The sequence below is a fragment of the Hahella sp. HNIBRBA332 genome (genome assembly GCF_030719035.1).
In the GTDB taxonomy this organism is placed as follows: Bacteria; Pseudomonadota; Gammaproteobacteria; order Pseudomonadales; family Oleiphilaceae; genus Hahella.
Genome location: NZ_CP132203.1, coordinates 1,822,235 through 1,843,472, shown reverse-complemented (window position 1 = coordinate 1,843,472; position 21,238 = coordinate 1,822,235). Strand labels below are relative to the sequence as shown.

At 49.7% G+C, this 21,238-nt stretch carries 21 protein-coding genes and 1 pseudogene; 10 read left to right on the top strand and 12 right to left on the bottom strand.

From position 1 onward, the window contains the following. Positions 1-16: 16 nt before the first annotated feature. Positions 17-883: a LysR family transcriptional regulator gene (locus tag O5O45_RS08585; RefSeq protein WP_305904800.1), complete on the top strand. Its 867-nt coding sequence runs from the start codon at positions 17-19 to the stop codon at positions 881-883. Between the two features lie 580 nt (positions 884-1,463). On the opposite strand, the gene O5O45_RS08580 is transcribed toward O5O45_RS08585, so the two are convergent. The 10 genes from O5O45_RS08580 to O5O45_RS08535 form a co-directional block, all read right to left on the bottom strand. Beyond that, positions 1,464-2,027 carry a protein tyrosine phosphatase gene (locus O5O45_RS08580; protein WP_305904799.1) on the bottom strand — a complete coding sequence of 188 codons (564 nt, stop codon included), beginning with the start codon at positions 2,025-2,027 and terminating at the stop codon, positions 1,464-1,466. A 17-nt stretch (positions 2,028-2,044) separates the two neighbouring features. Next, positions 2,045-2,851, bottom strand: a complete 807-nt coding sequence (locus O5O45_RS08575) for a class I SAM-dependent methyltransferase (protein ID WP_305904798.1) — start codon at positions 2,849-2,851, stop codon at positions 2,045-2,047. Between the two features lie 156 nt (positions 2,852-3,007). Further along, the gene (locus O5O45_RS08570; protein ID WP_305904797.1) at positions 3,008-3,472 is read right to left on the bottom strand and encodes an NUDIX domain-containing protein; all 465 of its coding nucleotides are present in this window, start codon (positions 3,470-3,472) and stop codon (positions 3,008-3,010) included. Next, on the bottom strand, positions 3,469-4,335 hold the full coding sequence (gene murB / locus O5O45_RS08565; protein WP_305906196.1) for a UDP-N-acetylmuramate dehydrogenase: 867 nt from the start codon (positions 4,333-4,335) through the stop codon (positions 3,469-3,471). Before murB ends, O5O45_RS08570 begins: the two co-directional genes overlap by 4 nt. Beyond that, positions 4,335-5,633: a UDP-N-acetylglucosamine 1-carboxyvinyltransferase gene (locus tag O5O45_RS08560; RefSeq protein WP_305904796.1), complete on the bottom strand. Its 1,299-nt coding sequence runs from the start codon at positions 5,631-5,633 to the stop codon at positions 4,335-4,337. Before O5O45_RS08560 ends, murB begins: the two co-directional genes overlap by 1 nt. Then, positions 5,630-6,568 carry a GSCFA domain-containing protein gene (locus O5O45_RS08555; RefSeq protein ID WP_305904795.1) on the bottom strand — a complete coding sequence of 313 codons (939 nt, stop codon included), beginning with the start codon at positions 6,566-6,568 and terminating at the stop codon, positions 5,630-5,632. The genes O5O45_RS08560 and O5O45_RS08555 overlap by 4 nt, the downstream gene beginning before the upstream one ends. A 30-nt stretch (positions 6,569-6,598) precedes the next feature. Continuing rightward, positions 6,599-7,780, bottom strand: coding sequence for a serine hydrolase domain-containing protein (locus O5O45_RS08550; RefSeq protein ID WP_305904794.1), 1,182 nt, complete (start codon positions 7,778-7,780; stop codon positions 6,599-6,601). Between the two features lie 919 nt (positions 7,781-8,699). Continuing rightward, positions 8,700-9,116, bottom strand: coding sequence for a hypothetical protein (locus O5O45_RS08545; protein ID WP_305904793.1), 417 nt, complete (start codon positions 9,114-9,116; stop codon positions 8,700-8,702). A gap of 41 nt (positions 9,117-9,157) precedes the next feature. Continuing rightward, positions 9,158-9,508 (bottom strand): hypothetical protein, encoded by a 351-nt coding sequence (locus tag O5O45_RS08540; RefSeq protein ID WP_305904792.1) that lies wholly within the window; start codon positions 9,506-9,508, stop codon positions 9,158-9,160. An 11-nt stretch (positions 9,509-9,519) separates the two neighbouring features. After that, positions 9,520-10,014 (bottom strand): hypothetical protein, encoded by a 495-nt coding sequence (locus tag O5O45_RS08535; protein ID WP_305904791.1) that lies wholly within the window; start codon positions 10,012-10,014, stop codon positions 9,520-9,522. A gap of 211 nt (positions 10,015-10,225) precedes the next feature. On the opposite strand from O5O45_RS08535, the gene O5O45_RS08530 reads away from it, so the two are divergent. Together O5O45_RS08530 and O5O45_RS08525 are read left to right on the top strand one after the other, a co-directional pair. Beyond that, positions 10,226-13,795 carry a response regulator gene (locus O5O45_RS08530; protein WP_305904790.1) on the top strand — a complete coding sequence of 1,190 codons (3,570 nt, stop codon included), beginning with the start codon at positions 10,226-10,228 and terminating at the stop codon, positions 13,793-13,795. Positions 13,796-13,950: 155 nt separating this feature from the next. Then, the gene (locus tag O5O45_RS08525; RefSeq protein WP_305904789.1) at positions 13,951-14,397 is read left to right on the top strand and encodes a hypothetical protein; all 447 of its coding nucleotides are present in this window, start codon (positions 13,951-13,953) and stop codon (positions 14,395-14,397) included. On the opposite strand, the gene O5O45_RS08520 is transcribed toward O5O45_RS08525, so the two are convergent. Beyond that, complete coding sequence (locus O5O45_RS08520; protein ID WP_305904788.1) at positions 14,379-14,678, bottom strand: hypothetical protein; 300 nt, start codon at positions 14,676-14,678, stop codon at positions 14,379-14,381. The two genes, O5O45_RS08525 and O5O45_RS08520, sit on opposite strands and share 19 nt — an antisense overlap. Before the next feature lie 260 nt (positions 14,679-14,938). Between O5O45_RS08520 and O5O45_RS08515 the strand changes: the two genes are divergently transcribed. The 6 genes from O5O45_RS08515 (at position 14,939) to O5O45_RS08490 (ending at position 18,268) form a co-directional block, all read left to right on the top strand. Continuing rightward, complete coding sequence (locus O5O45_RS08515) at positions 14,939-15,334, top strand: hypothetical protein (RefSeq protein ID WP_305904787.1); 396 nt, start codon at positions 14,939-14,941, stop codon at positions 15,332-15,334. Positions 15,335-15,446: 112 nt separating this feature from the next. Next, positions 15,447-16,269 (top strand): IS5-like element ISHch3 family transposase gene (locus tag O5O45_RS08510; RefSeq protein WP_305906195.1). Its coding sequence is split into 2 segments (ribosomal slippage): positions 15,447-15,772 and positions 15,771-16,269, totalling 825 coding nucleotides; the frame shifts between segments, so codons are not numbered across the junction. Positions 16,270-16,481: 212 nt separating this feature from the next. Next, positions 16,482-16,772, top strand: a complete 291-nt coding sequence (locus tag O5O45_RS08505) for a hypothetical protein (RefSeq protein ID WP_305904786.1) — start codon at positions 16,482-16,484, stop codon at positions 16,770-16,772. Further along, positions 16,765-17,430, top strand: a complete 666-nt coding sequence (locus O5O45_RS08500; RefSeq protein WP_305904785.1) for a hypothetical protein — start codon at positions 16,765-16,767, stop codon at positions 17,428-17,430. The genes O5O45_RS08505 and O5O45_RS08500 overlap by 8 nt, the downstream gene beginning before the upstream one ends. Before the next feature lie 187 nt (positions 17,431-17,617). Continuing rightward, positions 17,618-17,878, top strand: coding sequence for a SymE family type I addiction module toxin (locus O5O45_RS08495; protein ID WP_305904784.1), 261 nt, complete (start codon positions 17,618-17,620; stop codon positions 17,876-17,878). 180 nt (positions 17,879-18,058) lie between these two features. Beyond that, positions 18,059-18,268: a hypothetical protein gene (locus O5O45_RS08490; RefSeq protein WP_305904783.1), complete on the top strand. Its 210-nt coding sequence runs from the start codon at positions 18,059-18,061 to the stop codon at positions 18,266-18,268. A gap of 585 nt (positions 18,269-18,853) precedes the next feature. Here the strand turns inward: O5O45_RS08490 and O5O45_RS08485 are convergent. Further along, positions 18,854-19,018 (bottom strand): annotated as a pseudogene (locus O5O45_RS08485) (ATP-binding protein); the annotation flags it as partial. Positions 19,019-19,173: 155 nt separating this feature from the next. Between O5O45_RS08485 and O5O45_RS08480 the strand changes: the two are divergent. Continuing rightward, the gene (locus tag O5O45_RS08480) at positions 19,174-21,192 is read left to right on the top strand and encodes a hypothetical protein (RefSeq protein ID WP_305904782.1); all 2,019 of its coding nucleotides are present in this window, start codon (positions 19,174-19,176) and stop codon (positions 21,190-21,192) included. Positions 21,193-21,238: the final 46 nt, after the last annotated feature.

Sequence of the window (21,238 nt, the reverse complement as noted above, 5' to 3'; positions counted from 1 at the left end):
CATATATGCATTAGTCATGGACTGGAATTCTCTGAAAATACTCGCCCTTGTGGCCCATAAAGGGTCTATGTCCGGGGCGGCGAAAGAACTGGGCGTCAACTACACAACTGTGTTTAGACGCATGGAGTCTCTGGAAAACGAGGTCGGCGGGAAGTTGTTCGAACGCGGCTCAAAAGGCTATGTCGCAACACCGTTGGCGGAGAAGATGCTCGTGTTCGCCAACCGCATGCGCGATGGCGCGGAGCAGATCGAACGCCAAATTGTCGGCAGGGAATTTCAACCTAGCGGCGTTGTGAAGATTACCGCGCCCTTCAACATTGCAAACCGTTACCTGCCGGAGGCATTGCGACCGCTTGCGCGAGACTATCCCGACATCACTTTCGAGATACTCTCCAGTAACGATGAGTTCAATTTGAATTCACGCGTCGCCGATATTGCCGTTAGAGCGACCAGCTCGCCGCCGGATCATTTGATTGGCCGTAAAGTCGCGTCGATTCCCTGGGCGATGTTTGTCGCTGAGTCATTTATGGAGCGCTTTAAACAGTCGCCAACATTAGAAACCCTGGCGAACTATCCTCTTATTGGCGCCTCGGGGAGCATGCTCAGCCTGCCGGCGTTCACTTGGCTTGAGAAGAATCATGCGACCTCCATCGTGGCAAGATGCAACGAACTGACCGCCATGTCCTATTGCGCAGAAAGCGGACACGGCATTGCATTTCTGCCAGTGGATCAACGCCGCAGCGGACTGGTCGAGTTAGCGGAATTTGCGCCCGGAAAAACCAGCGACATGTGGGTCTTGAGCCATCCGGATTTAAAAAAGACCGAACGCATACGAATCGTTGTGGAGCAGCTTGTCAGCTATTTCAGGAGTCTGGATTTTTAAGACTGGAATGTGGCCGGGATTGACGCCCCAGCCGAAAACTCCATTTCTGAGTATCAAATCAGCTAACTGACTTCAGTGACAACTGGATAATGATCTCCGCCTTGCTCATGGTGTCGTTCTGTATTCTTGGTGGAAACACTCTCGCTGCGCAGAAAAAAATCAAGTTCTTTGCCAGAGCCAGGGTGCGTAACCTTACCGCAGCTGGACGGGTAGACTTTAAAGCCTCTCGACGCTGTTCCTATCTGGACGGTTCTGGTCATACCACTGGGTAGTTCAGATGGCTGACAGTTGAAGTCGCCTCCGACAATAAAAGTATTTTCGCCAATACTGTTAATCAGAGACATCGCCGTTGTGGCGTCAAACTGACCACTTCCACCAGCATTAGAATGCAGCGTTCCAATCACCATGCCACCGTTGGGCGATAAAAATTCAGTGTGTTTCCACCAAGGCCTGGGCTGGCCCCTGGAATAACGCGACAGCACTTGGAGCAACCAGGGGAAATAAGCAGCGGAAGACAGGACCTGACATACGCCCGGCCCTGTCGTTTTCGGCTCATTTGATTATCGATATCTCGCAGACATCAACGTTCTACGCGGGAAACAATCCCGCGTTTTTTATTGAGACGCCGGTAGCTCTGCAACCTGAAGGGGTGCTGACTCCGGTATGCATCCAGAGGGCTGAGCATTCGTCCGTCGCGCCCCAGCAGACTGTCAATGACTTCGACTATGCGCCGGTTAGGCCAGGGCTTACAGGTGATATTGGTTAGATCGTTGAAAGCGTCCGCTTCCTTTCCTTCTCCGTGAAGTAGCGAAAGCACTCCGTACCCTAAGGCGGTGGATCGACTTACCCCTGCATGGCAGTGTATGACCAGCCGGTTTTCAGGGTTCTCCGTCACAGGCTTTAATCTAGCCAATGCATCGGCAATCAGAGCGTCGAAATGCTGAGTCTCCCCCGCTCTCTCCTGATCATATAACCGGAGTATGTGGTGCTCCCTGACAACCCCCGATAAATCGGGAACGCTGCGGCTATCCAGATCCGGGTCCAGCAAAGACACCACATGCGTCGCCGAACACTCTCTGGCCCTTCGCTCCGCGTTCCAGAGGCATGTAATGGTTAAAAAGTTCTTCGCAACTCTTGGCGTCATGACACATTCCCTATCAATTACTGACGAACCGCCGTCACTTGAAACAACTTGAGCGAGCCGATCAGAGAACCAGGATCAGAGGCGAACTGAACCAGCTTGTTATAGATTTTTTCAGCTTGTCCCGGTTCGATCAGTTTGTGGTGTATGAGCTCCGCGGATAATTGTTTAAACGAGTAAGCCACGATCAGTTTCTCTCTGGCGCTCTTCAGCACGGGTTGCTCGATATGAATATCGCTCACTTGCAAAGACGCCGGCATATCGTTCAGGAGATGGTGTCCGTAGTCATAATTCACCCCTTTAATTTTGCCCAGCTCAAGCGTCAGCTCATTGGCGTAATAGAACTCAGACAAGTAGGGGTAGCAAAACTGGCTGGATAATTCCGGCTCCTCAAAAACAGCCGCTCCGCCGGGATTAAGAAGCCCTGCGACTCTCTCCAGATACCTCTGTTTATGCGGTTGATGCATTAATACGAAACGACCGTAAACACAGTCAAAACGGCGCTCTATCTCTGTGGCGTTGATATCCGCTTCCATCAGGTCCACGTTTGAGAGTTTCTCGCTCTGAACCCGTCTCTCCGTCTGCTGGAGCTGCTCCTTAAAACAATCAAGGCCGGTAATCGTACCCTGCTCGCCGGCCAGCAGACCCGCCCAATAACAAAGCAGACGCCCATGCCCACACCCTACTTCCATCACCGTCTTGGGACGATAACGCTCAAAGACCGCATGACGAATGTATTTCTCGCTTATTTCGCTGTATATATCATTTAAAATATCCAGCCGCTCGACATCGTCATTCCCTATCGCCAAGGCATATTCGGCCGCCATCGCAAACTCCCTGAATAATTAATCCGGCGGACAACCAGTCTCCTTTTGTTTGTCCACAACCTGTATGTTTGTCCGCACCTGTATGTCCGCCACGACAGATCCTGCGCATCCGTGCGCCGGGTTACGAACCTGTCATATCAGCGCCAAGCTATTCCATTACCAAGTATTGGAAACGGCTTGATTCCCTAGGTACTCTTCAATCCTCCGTCGCGTTTTCTGCGTCGTATCCTCGGGGAGCGAATCCAGCAGGAACCAGCCGACTTCAGCGATTTCATAGCGGTCATTGGTCGCCACATCGCCTTCCTGATTCTTCGCCACGTACAAAATGGGGAAGTCGTCCAGATTACGCCATTTATTCAGGTACACCGCGAACAGATCGATATTATCGTCGAGCGTTACGCCGGTTTCTTCCAAGACCTCTCTACGGACGGCGTCGATCGGCGTTTCGCCGTTATTAACAGCGCCTCCTGGCGTATGCCATCCCTCTCTATAGGTGTGCTTGACCAACAGAACGCGGTTATCGGAGTCAAACACCAGCGCCCGCACGCCAACCGTTTTCGCTCTAACCGCCCGTCGGCCCAGGTTTTGAATGCGGCGTCCCAACTCAATAATTAACTTCATAACACTATTTGTTCCATTTCAATGTCCAAACCATAGTTCTTTTTGATCGCGCCACGTATTTCCGTGGCCAGGCGTTGTATATCCGATCCGGTCGCAAACCCTGTATTCACGATAATACCCGCATGCATATGGGAAACCATCGCGCCATTCACTGAGCGGCCTTTCATTCCCAGGTCTTCCACCATTTTGCCGACCGGGTATTGGTAATCAGGCCGCTTGAATACGCTGCCGGCGTTCGGAAGATCGTAAGGCAGTTTCGCAAGCCGCGTTCGCAGCGTCGATAAAGAGACCGAGCGAATGTCTCCATTCTCTCCTTCCGGCGCTTTATCAGTCAGAGCAATCTTCACGGAGCAGATGATCTCATGCTTCCAGTTCACAAAATCGCTATGCCGATACGAAAAGCCCAGCTCCTCTCCCGTGCGCCTGACTAAGCTATGGTTACGAATATCCAGAGATTCAACCCATTCGATTGACGAACCGATATCCTGACCATATGCGCCGGCGTTCATGTAGACCGCGCCGCCCAGAGTTCCCGGTATGCCGATCAGCTTTTCAAGCCCCCACAGCCCGTTGGACACGGCGGCTTCCACCACCGACGACAGCGAAACGCCGGCGCCCGCTATGATGTGATTTCCTTCCACGCGGATGAAGCGATTGAACTCCGTAAGAACGATCAGGGGAAATCGGTAGTCAGGCTTTGATAAAATGATGTTGCTGCCGCCGCCAATCACGGCGAACTCCGTTGAGCCGATATACTGCAGATGGGATATCAGCTCGTTTTCATTCTCAGGTATAGCAACCAGCTCCGCAGTCGCATTCACTTTGTAGGTGTTATACGCCAGTAGATTGATATTTCGCAGCATCACACCTGCAGCCCTCCGCCCAGGGACTCAATGATGGATTCCACATTCGAGTACCCCCGCTTGATGTAGCCGTAATTATCGATATTGCAGGCGACTCGGTTTTTCAGCGCGTAAAGCAGGACCGCCATGCCGCCTCTGAGATCCGTCGCCTTTACGCTGATCGGGTAATGACTTTTATCTTCGCGGCCCTTGGGCTTGACCACTATTTCTGAATTACAGACGGTGATATCCGCCCCCAGCCTGACCAGCTCGTCCACAAATCGAGTGCGTTCAGGCATAACCGTATCGCTGATCACACCCGCCGTATTCAGCGTCGTGCACAGCACCGTCAATATGGGCTGCAAGTCAGTGGGAAACCCTGGATAGGGTTCCGTGCACAACCTGATGGCGGTATCGCTGTCTATTTGTCTGGCGTCGATAATCAATGCGCCGCCGTCACGGTTAACTTTACAACCAAGTTGAAGCAGGATTGATATCACCGCCGACATTAAATTGATCGGCGCGTTATTCAGCCGTACGCCAATGCCGAATATCGCCGCCGCCAGCGCATAGGAACCGGCTTCTATGCGGTCGTAAATAGGTCTGTGCTCCACCACGTCGACCACCTGCCGGTTCGATGACGCCACCTCTATCATGCGCCATTTGCGTCTGATCGAGATCCCGATCTTACCCAGATACGCAATGACATCATCAATTTCCGGCTCCGTGGCGCAGTTATGAATCAGGATCGGCTCGCCACTCCGTGTCTCCGCGCCAGCGGCGCACAGTATGGCGTTCAGCGTCGCCCCCACCGAGGGATAAGGCAAATTGACCACATTTTCAGATGGCCGCACTCTCTTCCCTCTGACGCCGCCTTCCGATTCGCTGACTTCGCAGCCCAGACTCTTTAGCGCCTGCAGGTGAAAATCTATGGGCCGGTTGAGGTCGCACCCGCCGGGCAAACCGACTTCAGAAAAGCCGCATCGCGATATCAACGCTCCCAACGCCAGGATTGAGTACCTTGTTTTCTTGCACAACTCCGGGCAGGTCTGGTTGGCTTCAATGCGGCTTGCGTCAATGTCGACCACGCCGTCCTCGACAGATACTTCGACGCCATAAGACCTTAGGATCTCAATAACAATTTTCACATCAACTAAAGTGGCGCCATCCCCTATGAGAAACCTCGTCCTTCCTGCATGCAAAATCGACGCGAACAACAACGGAAGAATGGAATTTTTAGCGGAAGAGATATTGATGCTGATGCTCTCTTCATTGATAGACTTAAAACTTTCAAGCGTTGCAATAGACGGGATATTCATACACGAGGCACCTCAAATCCTTTTATAGTGGGGAATTCCTTTTCATCCTGAGCGAATATATTCGTAAACTGTTTACATACATAGTTTACTTTTTCTGCAGTGACATGCCTTCCGTCCGACTGCCAGCAATTATCTTCGGCGGCGATATATTGAAACATCTCATACGCAGGGAAATAACTCACTTGGTGACCTCCCTCTTCTTCAATCTCATCCAGAAATTGGTGCACCGCCGCAACAATATTGGATTTCGAACGCGTGTTTGCGATACGCGGGTCAAAACCGGCGCCAGTCGTTTTTAATGGAACGGGAGAAACAGTGATGACAACAGGTCTTTTATAATCGCTCGCAGAGTTAATCAAATCCACAATCGCATGTAGATCATTTTTAATTTCTTCCGCCGTCTGAAAGCGGTTTCTAAAGTTATAGTTTTCACGATCAAGAGAGCTGAGCGGAGCTCTGTTTAAAATACGCCACTCATCGCCTACTTTCTGTTCCCAGACTTCCGACAGACCAAGGGTGACGACAAAAGCGTCCGCCTCAATCATGCCTTCACGCCCCGCCGCTTCTATAGCGGTAATCAGACTCTTTAATTCCTCTTCAGAATTCGCCGCCACAGGGTGGCGTCCCGCATCAAAATACCTGACGCCACTGTCAGTAGACGCTTTCCATATAACAGACGCTTTTGATTTTCCCGCAGCGCTGCTTAACTCTTCTTTAATCGTGGAAGAGTTATAATGTAACCCCCATTCCGGAGATACAATGGGCACGCCATGCTGTGTTATCCAGCGCCCTAAGTTCACGGCGAAACAACTGCCGATCGCAAAAAGGCGAGTCTCTTTAGTGAGCCACTTTTCTGGATTTCTTGTTAAGTAAGGCGACTGATAATCAGTGGGCCATTTATTTCCAATATACGATATAGAACTATATTCGCGCATGAGTCCTCCATGATTATAACAACCGGCATCTTAGGGAAACCTGTTCCCGCCGATGCTCTGGTATACGGCATTAATCAAACCTTGTCCGCGATGATTCAGGTGCAGCTCGCCGCCCATTTTGTTCATGGTGTAGGCAAAGCTGACATCACAATCCGGATCTGCAAACACGACATGTCCGCCCGCGCCGACATGCCCAAACGCGCTGTCGCCTATAATGAATTTGTCCTGATCGCTCAGTTCGCCGAAGCGTTTCATCACACCCAGCCCATAACGGGCCGGCGTCAGAAACGTAGCGTCTTCCTCCGTCTCGGAAGAGATCGACGTCATTAACGCCAGGTATTCCCGGCTTAACAGCTTTCCGTCATCCATCAGCAGGCTGAACAGCTTCGATAAGTTAAAAGCATTGGTGACGCCATTGGCGGCGCAGAGCTCCGCTTCATATCCGCTGCTGCGGTTAACAAAGTCTATGGGGTATTTTTCGATAACCGCCTGCAGCGAGCCGGGACGGTCACGCGCCGCTTTCCTGTAGGCGCACTCCACCGGAGCCTCCGCCAACAGGGTCTTGGCGATGCGATGCCTGACCTTGGCGGGAGCGCCAATCCAGAGATCAAGCCCCAGTGGTTTTGATATCCGTTCTTGCACGAACTCTGTCACCGACATACCAGAAATCGTCCGCACCAGACGCCCCACCAGCCAGCCAAATGTATAGGGGTGGTAACCGACCACATCTCCAGGATTCCAAAAGGGTTCCGCCTCTTGCAGCAGTTCGGTCATCAATGACCAATCGCCCCATTCGCTGGACAACAAAGCGGAGTTGATGGTCGGCGCTCCGGCGGTATGATTTAAAAACATCTCCACCGTGGTGGCGTGCTTACCGTTCTTGCCGTACTCAGGCCAAAAGTCAGTCACCCGCTGGTCCGGCCTCAACAGCCCATCCTGCATCAACAGCATTGCGCAAAGACTCACTACCGGTTTGGTGCAGGACCAGATGGTCACCAGGGTATCTTCCTCCCATTGGCTCCCCGGCGTTATGCCGTCACTGCCGCCATGAAGAGTCAGGACCGTTTCGCCCTGCAAGTGAATGCAGGCGGAAGCGCCTACTTCTCCGTGATGGTGGAAGTTTTCAATAAATTGTTCAGCGACTGCCCTGAACCTGGGATCGTAAGAACCAAAAACTTTATTACCATTAAAATCTATACAGATGCTTTCCATAATTTCTATACAGCTATACTTAATTTAACAACCTGCCCAATCTTCTACCTTCCACCGGCATGGATGCTTAATTGAAATAGAAAATTGACACAACTGAATGACCGACTACATTCAATGTAATGAGTCTGTTAAGAGGGGCTGGCAATCGACATTTCATACCTCCTTGTAGTGACCGACAGAGACTTGGCGCCAAGGACGCTTTGACAATAGTAAACCTGCATTTAACAGAGGTTTCAGAAACCAATAAAAATGCATAAGCCTTCTAAAGAATGAAGGTCTATAAAAATATTTTTACCGTGACGCCAGCAATTATACGAAAGTATTAACCAGTCCAAATATACATTCGTATATATTTACGCCAGTACGAAAGATTGTTAAATAATTAATAGAGTTTAATCAGATTTAAATTTAACCACCCTGATATCTATGAAAAAAATTCATCAACAGGCTATCGCCTCCTCTAACCTTCAATAAAATCATAACGCACGCTGCATCCGCCAATTTAACAAAGCTTTTCTACGCAATATATTTGGTCATAACTTCCACTTACTGTTCTGTTTAATTTACCAACGATAGGTACAATAGCGACCGTAACGACACCCTATTCTTAGGTTTATTTAAGCGACTTGTAAAAGTTGTTTTTTGCGCGATAAAAGTTATCGATTTGATATAGATCAAACTACCGTTAGAGCGCCCTGTGAAGCCGCTTTTACTCTCGGTTAAAAAGCAAGGCTTTATTACGCCACTCAGAAGAAAAAATATTACAGTAAGTTTCCGTTTTTGATCATTGATCACTCTAACGGAGCCTCGTTAAGAGACTCCGTAGAATATTGAAAGGAACTGGAGAATAATTCGCGGGATTTAATAAGCGGGCAATGTCACAGGGCGCTTTTAAGCTGAGCGTTTAGGTAAAAATGGATTATTCAATTCTTCGATAAGGCTCAATAACTTTCTTCTCAAACGCAATCCATAGGGTTCTTTTATCATCAGATCCTGCAAAAGCGTCCTTGAGTCTATTTAGAACACGGCTGTCATGAAGAGCCGACAAATCAACTATGTTCTGATTTACACAGTCATCGAGGCTATCCAAATCCGCCAGGATTCTGCCGCGGCGCCCTTTTAGCTTGCCGTCTGCATCAGCGCTCCAGATCGCTTCGGCCGTATCCGCGTGCTCCAGGACCAGAGTTTCAAGGTCCACATAAAATCTTACGGGGCCGTCCACTGTGTCGACCGCCCCGCGAAATGCGCTCCGGATAAGCTCAAGCTCATCAGCCGTCACCTCTGCTCCGCATTCCAGATAGTCTCCAATCAACTCTTTTAGACTGTACTTATTCAAACCCAGTTTTTAGTCCCCCATTTCAAGGCCGATAGCCAGTTTCAACTGGCGACAGCTGACACCAAAATGCTCGCAAGGGCCGCCACCCCGAGAGTCCCATCCACCGCCATGATTACGTTGCCGCAGTTCAATCTTTGTTCCGCGATGTCCAAATGCGGCGTCATGTTTAAAGCAGAGCTGATGTCGTTAAGAACCTGATCCAATTCGTTCTCGTCAGCAACGGTAACTGAAACATGCTGCGTCGCGTTTTCCAGCAGGAAGGACAAGTAAGTAGCGCCATTCTCCTCCGCCACAAACGCCCAGGATTGCACCTCGGCGATGAGGATCTGAAAGCGCGGTTTGAGAAAGCCGCAATCAATGGTCAGAACATCTTTAGAGTTTTGTATTTTCATAACGCATTCACTTATCCATTATCACCACGATGACTTACAGCTAGTTTGCAAAACTCTTCAAACGCCAAGGCAAACTCTGAATTAGGGCTGTAATAGCCTCCCTCGTATGACTGCGTCACCTTAGCCGCAGGCGCGATTTTCTTTATCTCATACAGAAATTCAAACAGCGCATAGACTTCTTTGGGGCCCCATTCCTTGCCCATGCGGTAATCAAATTCGACGCCACTATCGCCAAGGCACATGGACAGTTGAGGAATCGTCACGCCATTCATCGTAAAAACGTCCAGAAGGTGTCGAAAGCTCTCCGCCTTCCCTTGGATATAATACACAGCCGGGTCTGCAATATCAGAGATCAGCATGTCTCGATCTTCTTCGAGGCTCCAGAGCATTGCGTCCTTTGCCGGCTTGGTAAGCGACATTACCCAGCCATAGATTTTCACCAGCTCGTCTTGTGTGATGTTTTCTATCCAAATATCGGGCAATGAGCCTTCATCATCTGTAAACAAATGTCCGAGCCTCACCCACAACCTATTCATATTATCCAATCTACTCACAATGCTCTCACGCCCACTTCAATCGCTCCCAAACAGCAGAATTCTCCCATACCCCCCCACACCTGGCTTTACCAACTAATAAAGCTACACTTATGGCAACCAGGATGTGCAGGGCGACTCAGGCGCGTCAGATCATATAGCTTGCATTGCTTAGGGAGAAAGCATGATGCAAACAGGCTCCACTTACAGCAACCGCGGACTTGGCATTCGTGTCGCGGTTCTGACTTTTTTAGCATCTCTCATCATTGTTCCCACCGCGCATTTTGTCACTCGAAGCGCGGAAATCAATAAGATTCTGGCGCAGCAATCCGTGGAAGTGTCCGGTCAGGCGCAATTACGAATCAGCAAGTTCAATAACGAGATTGAAGATTACATACACGTCACCCAGTTTCTCTCCAGAACGCCGCCGATTCAGGGGATCATTCGCGCATCCGCGAACGACGGATACGACCCGCTGGAGAATAACAGTATCGAAACCTGGGAGAATCGCCTGGAAGTCATATTTCGCGAGTACCTGTTGATCAATGACGCCATTATGCAGGCCCGTTTCATCGGGCTTGCCGACAACGGAAAGGAGCTGGTGCGGGTGGAGAGAGACAGCGGAAACGCTGTCGCAGTGATCGCCCGGGATAAGCTTCAGCATATGGGAGAAAGTCCCTACCTCAGTGAAGCCATCAAGTACAAAAAAGGCGAAACCTATATCTCTCCCATCAATCTGAACAGAGAGAACGGCGTTGTCGCCATGCCTTTGACGCCCACCCTGCGCTTTGCAACGCCTATCTATGACAACCTTGGGGCCGTCTTTGGCATAGTTATCGTCAATGTCTATGCAGAGCCGATAATCACCTCCACGTTAGCGGAGAATCTACCTCCTGATTACAGCGCCTACATCACCACCGCCAGTAACGACTTTATTTACCATCCAGACAAAGAGATGGAGTACGGCTTCGATCTGGGCAAAAGGAACACCTGGGCGGATGAATTCGCCAGCCCGCCACAAATGGGAGAGCTTGCGCTATCCCGCATCAACGCTGTGCGCTATTACACCTATCCCTTTCAAATCACCTCCCTGGACAGTCGCGCCAATGCGCCGTTGAACTTTATTCTTACCGTGCCTCAATCGGTGGTGCTGGCCTCGGCCGCCAACGCCGCCTGGAGGCAGGCTGGAATCCTGATTGTCCTGCTGGCCCTGTCAGGCGTGCTGGTGTATTTCTACTTGTCTCATATGGGCCGCAAAGTAGGTCTGTTGAAAGACCAGGCGCGCCTGTCCGCCATTATCGACAATTCCAGCGACGCCATTATCAGCCTCTCTTTGCGGGGCGTGGTGGAAAGCTGGAATAAATCCGCGGAAGAGATGTTCGACTATGCGGAAAGCGAAGCGATCGGTAAAAATCTGGGGAAGTTGATCGTTCCAGACCGACTGAAAAGCGAATACGCCGACGCGTTGAAAACGATCAATCAGGGACAATCCGTCAAGGCGTATCACACCACCCGGCAACGCAAGGACGGCGCGCGCGTGGATGTTTCCGTCTCATCCTTTCCAATCAAGTCCAAATGGGACGGCAGGGCTATCGGCGCCGCCGCGATCATTCGCGACATCTCGGATAAAGTGGAGGCGGAGGATCAGATCAAGGCGCTAAACAAGAAGCTGACCAACGACGTGAAAGAGCGCACTCAGGAGTTGGGCGAAGCCGTGAATAAAGTGCTGTCGGCGAATAAATCAAAGTCGGATTTTGTCGCCAATATAAGCCAGGAAATCCGCAGCCCTATGTCCGCCATTTCCGAAACCTTGCAAGTGCTGAGGCGCACTACATTGAACTCTCAACAGGAGGACTGCGTGGAAAAACTGGAGCACGCCTCTCAGTCCATGACCTCCTTCGTTAACGACCTGCTCGACTACACCAAAATCGAAGCAGGCCAGCTTGAACTGGAGCCGCACGCCTTTAACCTGGACAAGCTGTTGCGGGAAATCAGCTATCTCGTTGCCGCCCATGCAGAGAACAAAGACATCGAGGTCATTTTCTATCTGGACCACAAAATACCCAATAACCTAGTGGGCGACGAGGCCAGATTAAAGCAGGTGCTCATCAAGCTGCTCAGTAATGCGGCCAAGTTCACCAACCAGGGAGAAATCACCTTATTCGTGAAATTATCCGTGATGACTCAGGACGAACTGGAACTCAAATTCAGCGTAGAAGATACCGGCATCGGCATGACGGAGGAGCACTGCAAAGATATATTCGAAACGTTCGTTCAGGATGACGCCGCTGCGTCCAGGAATTATGGCGGCGGCGGACTGGGACTCGGCATCTGTAAACAACTGATTGAAATGATGGGCGGCGATATCCAGGTCCGCAGCGCCCTCGGAGAGGGCAGCGCGTTCAGCTTCAACATCAAGGTGGCGGTGGATGAGAACAGAACCGGCGAGTTGAACATCAACCGTCCGGAATTAAGAGCCTTGCGTATTCTCATCGCTGACGACAACAAGCGGGCGGCGGCCTGCATCAAAGAGCTGGCGCTTACGCTGGGATGGACTTCGGATGTCGTCTTGTCGTTGCCGGAACTGGCCACCTTATCCCAGGATTCACAGAAGAAATACGACGCGGTGTTCGTCGACCTGAATATGATCAAAGCCAGCGGCGCCAACCCGACGGAGGAGCTGCAAAAAATACGGCGTTCCGATACGCCTCCGGCGCTGATTCTGATGACCAACAGCGGCAAGGCTATCCCGGGTCTGCGGGACGCCCAGATCGACGCCGCCTTTGACGGCCTGCTGTCCAAACCGGTCACGCCGTCGATGTTGCTGGATTCCGTCGCCGAAGCGCGGGCGTCGCAATCCAGATCCGCGCAAAAACGCCGCAGCCAGCTAAGTAGCGTGATAACCGGAGCCAGTTTATCCGGCATTCGGATCTTGCTGGTGGAGGACAACCTCACCAACCAGCAGATCGCCTCCCAGCTGCTGCAGGCGGAAGGCGCGTTCGTGGATATCGCCTCCACCGGAAAAGAAGCGATCACCGCCATCACCCACGCGGGCTCTCAGTTTGATATCGTGCTCATGGATATCCAGATGCCGGAAATGGACGGCTATGCAGCGACCAGAGCCTTGCGGGAAAAGTTCGGCTACAAGACTCTCCCCATTGTGGCCATGACCGCCAACGTACTCGAAAAAGACAGAGAGGAGTGTCTGGCCGCGGGTATGAACGACCACATTGGCAAGCCTTTCGACATCAACGAATTGTGCCGGATCATTCTCAAGTACACCGACGAAAGCCGCCTGGACAAAGCCGCCCGCCCGCATGAAGCCGGCGACGTCACCCTGGAATCCATATTCAATAAAGGCGCGGAAATCGGCATTAATGTGAAAGAAGCCGCCGGGCGATTCGGCTCCAACTTTTCGGCGTACCGCATTGCGCTGGAAGGTTTTGAAAATGACGTCAACCGCCTGCTGATCCATCTGAGCGTACCGTTCAACACCGAAGACACGCGGGAAATCGAGAAAGAACTCCATATCATGGGAGGGCTTTCCAAAACCATCGGCGCCGACTCCCTCTCCATGCTGTGCAAACGCGTGGAAATCCTCATCATGAACCACGCCCTGCGCCCTCAAGTCGTTTCGCTACTGCGCCGCTCACTGGAAGCCGCGCTGCACGCCTCAAGAAAAATTCTCCTCTATCTGGATGAACTGACGCCCCAGGCGAAGCGCAGCGACTCCAAATCCAACCGCGCGTCGTAGCGCATAGATTGGCGTCATGGCAAACCCATGAGGGTTTCCCTGGCCAGGACAAGATCCTCCTTGTTCTCAAAAGATCCGCCGCTAGTGAGACAAGATAGGATTGATGGTAGTTTAATCGTCGGATATTCCTTCACATAACACAGCTCAAGACGCACATGCTCAACAACCCCATCCGCTGTAAAAACAAAATTATTCTCCTGATCATCGGCGGCATCCTGCTGCTCAACGCCTGCGCCACCTCAACTTCCACCAAACAACGCTACCTCGACATGACCTACCAAGACTTCGGTCCGCCCTCCCTGGCGACGGATTTGTTAGGCTCAGAATGGTGGCAATGGCAGTCCCACGGCGACCCCAGACCAAGACACTACGACGTTCACGTGATTGTCTACCGCAACATGACGGAAAACGACATCCGCAAACACTTCCCCATCGACGCAGCCACCGAGAAAGACTACCGCTACCTCCCCTACTCAACCGCCATGACTTACCTCGACACCAACATCACAGAACTCGCCTCAGATAACGAAAGCGTTGTGCAGGAGATCAGGGAGCGGTTGATTCAGACTAGGAAGGTGATTGTTCAAGCGTTGGGGGATTGAGTCGCCTGCTCTTTGTAGCCAATTACGACCTGCCCACCCCGTTCGCCCCGTTCGCCCCGTTCGCCCCGTTCGCCCCGTTCGCCCCGTTCGCCCCGTTCGCCCCGTTCGCCCCGTTCGCCCCGTTCGCCCCGTTCGCCCCGTTCGCCCCGTTCGCCCCGTTCGCCCCGTTCGCCCCGTTCGCCCCGTTCGCCCTGAGCCTGTCGAAGGGCTCTTCGAAACGCAAGCAATTCATCAACAATTTCCCCTGCATTTCTGAAGCCCTTGTCTATACTTCTTTTCACCTGATCAAAATTCAACCAACAACCAAAAACGACTCAGGCATCTCCATAAGGCATGGAGAATTAGGACGTGATTTGTTTACTGCTTGATTTCACAGAAATTCCTGCACTAACAGTCTTCAGGAAGCCAGGAAGATGGACGTATTCGAATATCGCGATGCCGTAATCGCCGACGGCGGAAAATTGATAAATAGCTTGCTCAATATACAAGTCTCAAAACTATTTTACCTATCCGATACAAGCAGGCAGTCAAGGAAAGGTCAATGAGCAAAATACAGATTCATTTTGATGGTCATATAGCTAAGAACCATCAAGTAACTATTAGAACTCTTGGAAAAACCCTCCAACACCTTCAGTCCGCTCTAGATCGAGCTTATATAGAGCAAAAGCACGGCCATATATGGAAGCATGCGCGCATGCTCTCCGAGGACTTCACAAAATCGGACTTTCTGGTTGAGGCTCCTCGTGAAGGAGGGTACATACTTAGCTTTTTCTCTGATAACCCAGTATCAAAATGGATTGTAGATAGAGTTTCATCTGCATTAACTCCAGCATTCGAGCAAGCAAAGCAAAAAGGATTAGAAAACACCCAATCAATTCAAGATCAACTTAAACAAAAGTCAGATCAGGTAAGTTCAGGCTTAGTAACTATCTCATAACCCCCCACTTGAATTTTTTCACCTTTGCCGGTTCACTGAGGCGCCACTTCTCTGATAAGGAAACGTCATGTCACAAAAGGACTCAAGCGCCCCGTCCAGTAAATCGAAACCCCTGGACACTCTATGGGAAGTACCGGACGAGCTATGGCTACGAATCGAACCCATTTTAAAAGAAGACTGGCAACCCAGCGTCAAGGGTGGCCGCCCCATCGGCAACTGGAGGGGCTATTTGGACGGGATTATTTTTCGGATGCGTTCAGGCTGCCAGTGGAATCAGTTGCCCCGCCGATTTGGGGATGACGCCACGGTCCATCGCTGGTTTCAGCGCTGGAGTAAAAACGGCGTGATGGAGAAGATCTGGGCGAGTCTACTGCGAGACTGCCAGGAACTGGAAGGGGTGGACTGGGAATGGCAAAGTGCGGACGGCTGGCTGGGGAAAGCCCGCTTTGGGGGGGGAGAATGTGGGGCCGAACCCGACAGACCGAGGCAAGAAGGGAACCAAGAAAAGCTTGCTGGTGGAAGCCGAGGGAGGCCCCTTGGGACTCGTCATCGCCGGAGCCAATGTCAACGACCATAAGCTGCTGGAAGCGACGCTGGAGTCGATTGTGGTAGAGCGTCCGGCTCCAACGGTGGAGGCGCGGCAGCATTTATGCCTGGATAAGGGGTATGACAATGTGGCGAGCGAAGACGTGGCAGCCCGGCATGACTACATACCGCATATCTGCCGAATTGGCGAGGAGGCGCAGCCAGCGGACCGTCATCCAAGTGGAAAGCCCCGGCGTTGGGTAGTGGAGCGCACGTTTGGTTGGCTGTCTAAGTGCCGTGCGTTACTGATTCGCTATGACAAAAAGGACAGCAACTATCTGGGATTGCTGCAATTGGCATGTGGTCTGTTATGGTTTCGGCGGATGTGGCGGCTACAGGGGAGTCAATGAGGTTATGAGATAGTTACTTAATCGAACCGCAAGATTTCAATCAACTTTACACCAACCCTAGCAGTAAAATACTGAGAAAATATGGAGATCGTTCTATTTTAAAAGAAATAGATCAAATATTAACCATTGTTAGATCAAAATATTCTGGGGATAGTATTATTGAGGTAAGCATTCATGGAACGTTATCTCACAAATATACGTTTGACACTATAGTGAGCGAAGAGTTTCACAAGGTTATTTCAAAAAGATCATTAGGGGACCCTATTATCTATAGATCGAAGCTAATCTCTCTAGACCACAAAAATTTAAATGGAAAAATTGAGAACCTCTCAAGCAATGCCACGTCTATAATACACTTTGAAAACAATCAAACATTTCACAAGGCAAAAGAATATTTGGGAACAGAGGAAATCATGATATTTACTGGCTGCCCAATGATTGAGTATGGAGCCTTCGACCCTAAAGCCGGAGACATATATTTCTTAGACCTTCACAATGGATGAGTTAGCAAAAAAAATACAGCAGAAGTACATCGAAGATATAACATCAAGATACCCTCTTTATAGATTCTTCTGCCTACTCATATACCTATTTTCCTACTATGTGTACTTTACAACACATAAAGATAGTCTCCTAATGACTACAAAAGACATCAAAATAAGCTTTCTATTCAACTTCTCTTCAGGCCTTATCTCCGAGGTTAGCATATTCGGTCTAACAGTATCCGTAACACTTACAATTGTCGGATCTCAAATAAGCAAAATAATAAACTCTCGATCATTTAGAGTTATGGCTAAGCTGAATAATTTTGATCAATATGTAAGTGACATCTCCCAGAAAGCACATAAGGTAAAAAGTGAGAAAAGAAACATAAACATCGAAACAAATATTCTAGGCGTTGATGCAAAAAGAGCTCTTTTAAAAGGAAAGCAAGCTATTTCAGAGACAGCCTTAACTCTATCAATCTGCACTTTTCCCAGTATCCTATACTACAGCGTGACAGACATAGTTGTATTTATTGGATGCCTAGTGATAGTCGCATACTCTCAGATTGAATCTTTCAAATTATATATCTCAGAATTTATGCCTTCTTTCATATACGAACAAGTTTTACTCGGCAATACCGTAGAATTTTCCGATAATAATGAGCCTCACACCTAAAAACCTGTTGATTTAACCAGCATTCCAGTTAATGATAGGAGGGTATTTCCCACGTTAGAAACCGACCGTTTCCCCAAGGGAAATATAACTAAATATCTCGATTTAAATATATGAATTGAAGCGCTACCCCTGAGTGCTCGCAACACCCAGAGGCAGCTGACCACAAAAGACTTACTAGGAGTCAATCATGGCTAAGCCGCATGATAAGCCAGAGCGTCGCTCGGCTAAAGGAAAATCTGCCCTTCCCCATCAGCGCCGTCTCAAGGTCCGCAAGGGTTATTACAATTATCACCTCTCCTCCAGCCGTTATGATTATGGCGGTTTCAAACCTGTCCCCTGGATGTTGATTAAGGGTTATTGGCTAGAGCAAGCCGGGTTTGGGGTGGACACGGAAGTTGAAGTCAGCGTCAGTGAGGGCAGGATTGTTTTCACCGCTGGGGCGGGTTAGAGGTTTTGGATTAGCGCTCTGGGAGGCCCTTCGACAGGCTCAGGGCGAACGGTGGGGCAGGATGGGTGAACGGGGCCTCCCTTCCTACCCACTGCCCAACCTGGCTTCATCTTTGATGCTATTTATCAGGGGATAGTTGAGTTACACGCAACCTTATTTGGAAGCTAATGCGGGTCAGTTATGAGCAAAGTCACTCCATTGATCGACAAGATAGAAAAAGAAGAACAAAACTTACCTCCCCGTATACGCGGCGAAAGGTTTCTCAGGCGCTCGAAATTCGTGAATGACTGGCTTAACAGTGAAAACAATGGTGACGACGAGCCCGAAGACTTGGCATGGGGAAAGGCAGATAAAGACGGAGGCTTTGTTCCTGATGACGAAGAAGAATGAAAATCAGATGCCCGAATTTGAAAAACAGAGGACGCCTCTTCGTGGAGAGACTGCCCCAAAAGATGCAAAGTTTGTAGCCACGCAAGCCGCACTAAAGTATGGCCAAAAATTCAAAGACCCCAATAAATAGTAGTCATTTGTTGACAGCTTTCCAGAGCCCCCTCTATAAGCTCGGGACAAACGGTGGAAGATACGCCCTGGAACATGAGAATGAGTGACGTGAACTAGGGATGAATAGGCGGTTGTGCTTTAGCTGCCGCCGCCTTTCTAAGTACCCAAGACCGCAGTTCCTTAAAGCCCCTCTTCCTATACGAATAGCCCAGCATACCGGACAAACACTGATTGCCTCCAGGCAATTTCAGCCTTAACTCCTTTCAGGCTATATGCTCATGATATTCGAGAATTTAGCGCCCGACTAAGCCGCCACCTGTAGTTGGCTTGAGTTATTTGCCTATATTTGAAATGTATTTACTAGCAAGCTCTGAAACCCCATCAAAGGACAAGTGCGCAAACCGCTGAAGGTTGCCACCCATTCCACGTGAAGGCTGCCACCCATCGGAGCGTAGCGACGCGGGGTTTCTCTTCTTACTCCGAAGTCTCGGCGCCCGTCAACTTTGCCTGCTGTTTCCGCATGAACTCGCCCCTGAGATTGATCTTGTAGGCGTTGTGAACCAGACGATCCAGAATGGCATCTGCGAGGGTCGCGTCACCGATCAGTCCGTGCCATTCCTCAATGGGTAATTGGCTAGTGTAGTTAGCACGCCCTATCTAAGTGTTTGCTTTCCACAGTCAGAAAGCCCAAGTCCAAAACAGATCCAAAGAGCTGACACGTCCCTTTAATCAGGGCAGACACAAGGAATAAGTTTTGTGTAGAATCCGCCCGCCGAATTAGGGATGTAAAGTAAATGAAACTCAACGCCGTTCCAGTGCTGGAAACAACCTTTGAATCGCTTAAAGCTACAAAAGACGCCTATTTTTATGAAGCGGTCTTTTACATAGCCGAAGACTATACCGACAACTATCTTTTTAGCCCTGCAGACTTACCGATTCAACTATATGGGACCATGCTCTTTGGTATGGCTAGTGAAGGGTTTAAAGGCGCGTATACCTGTTACACGCCATACAATGGATCAACCCTCAATATCAAGCATCTCATCAGGTTCATCGAATATATAGACGAGCCTGAGTTGCTCGCGGCTTTAAAGCACTGTGAAAGAAAGTTAGAGCAATTTAATCAGAGTGATATCGCGTCACATGACCGCGCCATAATTGATAATAAAAAAATTGAGGACGCCATCCACGCTATCGTCTGGGACAATAAGGTGTGCGAATTAATTTGCAGTGAACGTCTATCTCAGAAGGTACAGGAACTGTTTTGGAAAAATCCGCCTCTATTTATCAGTAGCCAGCAACAACTTAACGATTGGCTGATCGAACAGATAGATGCTATCCCCAATTACTGGGAGCGTATTAAAAGCAGCGGCTCCATTTTTGCGGAAGTTAAAGAACTTCTCTATGCGGCCAACGAACGCTATATGAGTTACAGCTCAATCTACTACAGCGATGGACCATTTAGACTATTAAAGGTTCAAACGACCAAAGGGATGCGCTTTGTGGCATGTTACAAGGATGCGTTGGAGCTGAGAGACCTTCAAACTGGCCAACAGCTTGCGTGGATAGACAAGCCTGAACTCCGGTCAAATGTGGGTGCGCAGCACCGCATTTCATACGAAGAAGCCAAATTATGGCGCTACGATACGAAAGAAAACAGAGTCATATTGCCTCCCTCTATTCAAAAACAAGCAGCGCCCGGACAATCAGCAAAACCTAATACACCAAAGGGCTTTAAAGGCGGCTCATTACAGTCCTACTATGAGCACCTTGAGAAAGACCAGGAATTTATGGAGCGTTTTGATAGCGACGGCGCGTTAGCTCGGCGTTACCTGTCGTTGCGCGGCGGAAAGACTATCCTGTTTGCAAACTTTGCCAGGCCGATAGATAGAGACCTGGAGGGAATGCTGGAAAAAAATCCCGACTTGACTTCCAATATTGAGGCTCAGGCGCTTCTATCTGAAGTTATCGAGATCATACAAGCTTACGCCAAGCGACGCGAAGGGGCTAAACAAGACCTCACCGCAAAGGAGCTCCATGCGTTTTTGAAATTCTCCAACTACAAACACCATTTGGACAAGTTTGAGTGGTTTCTGTTTACCAATAAGAAGCAGCTCTCCCCTCCTAAGCAAGCTCCATTAACGAGAAAAGACAGGTTAAAGCAACACTATCGCTCTTGGTATGACCACGTACTGAATACACTCCTTCCTTTTCGAGTGTTTGGCATCGACAAATCGACACCGGCGCGGGAGTTTGCCGCCGATATCGCTGAACGTAAATTGATCGACAGAAGCTACTTGAGGATGATTGACGCAGCCATCAATGAGCTTGAACGTCAAAAACCAGGAAAGTCGCCAACTCTCGGTCAAGTGGGAGAGGTTTTCACTAACTCAAATCTTGATATCAGTGAAAAGCAATTCTACCAATCATTGCGCCCCATTCAGGCTATTAATGAAGTGCTTGCCGTGCTCCTTATTTCGATTATTGCGGCTGTCCTTCTATGCCTATGGAGAATCCCACCCCTTTTGTGCTTAACGCAGGCCGCAATATTCACTGTCGTCGGTGTACTTATTATGCAATTGTACTTTGAAATTTGGCGACTATTCGGTAAGTTCGAGTTTGTAAGGAAACATGCGAGCGACATACTATTCATTTGCATTCTCATATGCTTTTATCAAATCTCCAAGGCCGTCGATTTTGATCCTTACCTCAAACTTCATCTATCAGCAATGTCGTTAATTGGGTTTGGCGCTGTTGTTTCTCTCCAGATCACCGTCATTAAAAGGTTCCTACCAGGGAAATACCCTTTATAGCCGCTTCCATTGCCAGATAGATTGAAGCAAAGCTGATTATAGAGCC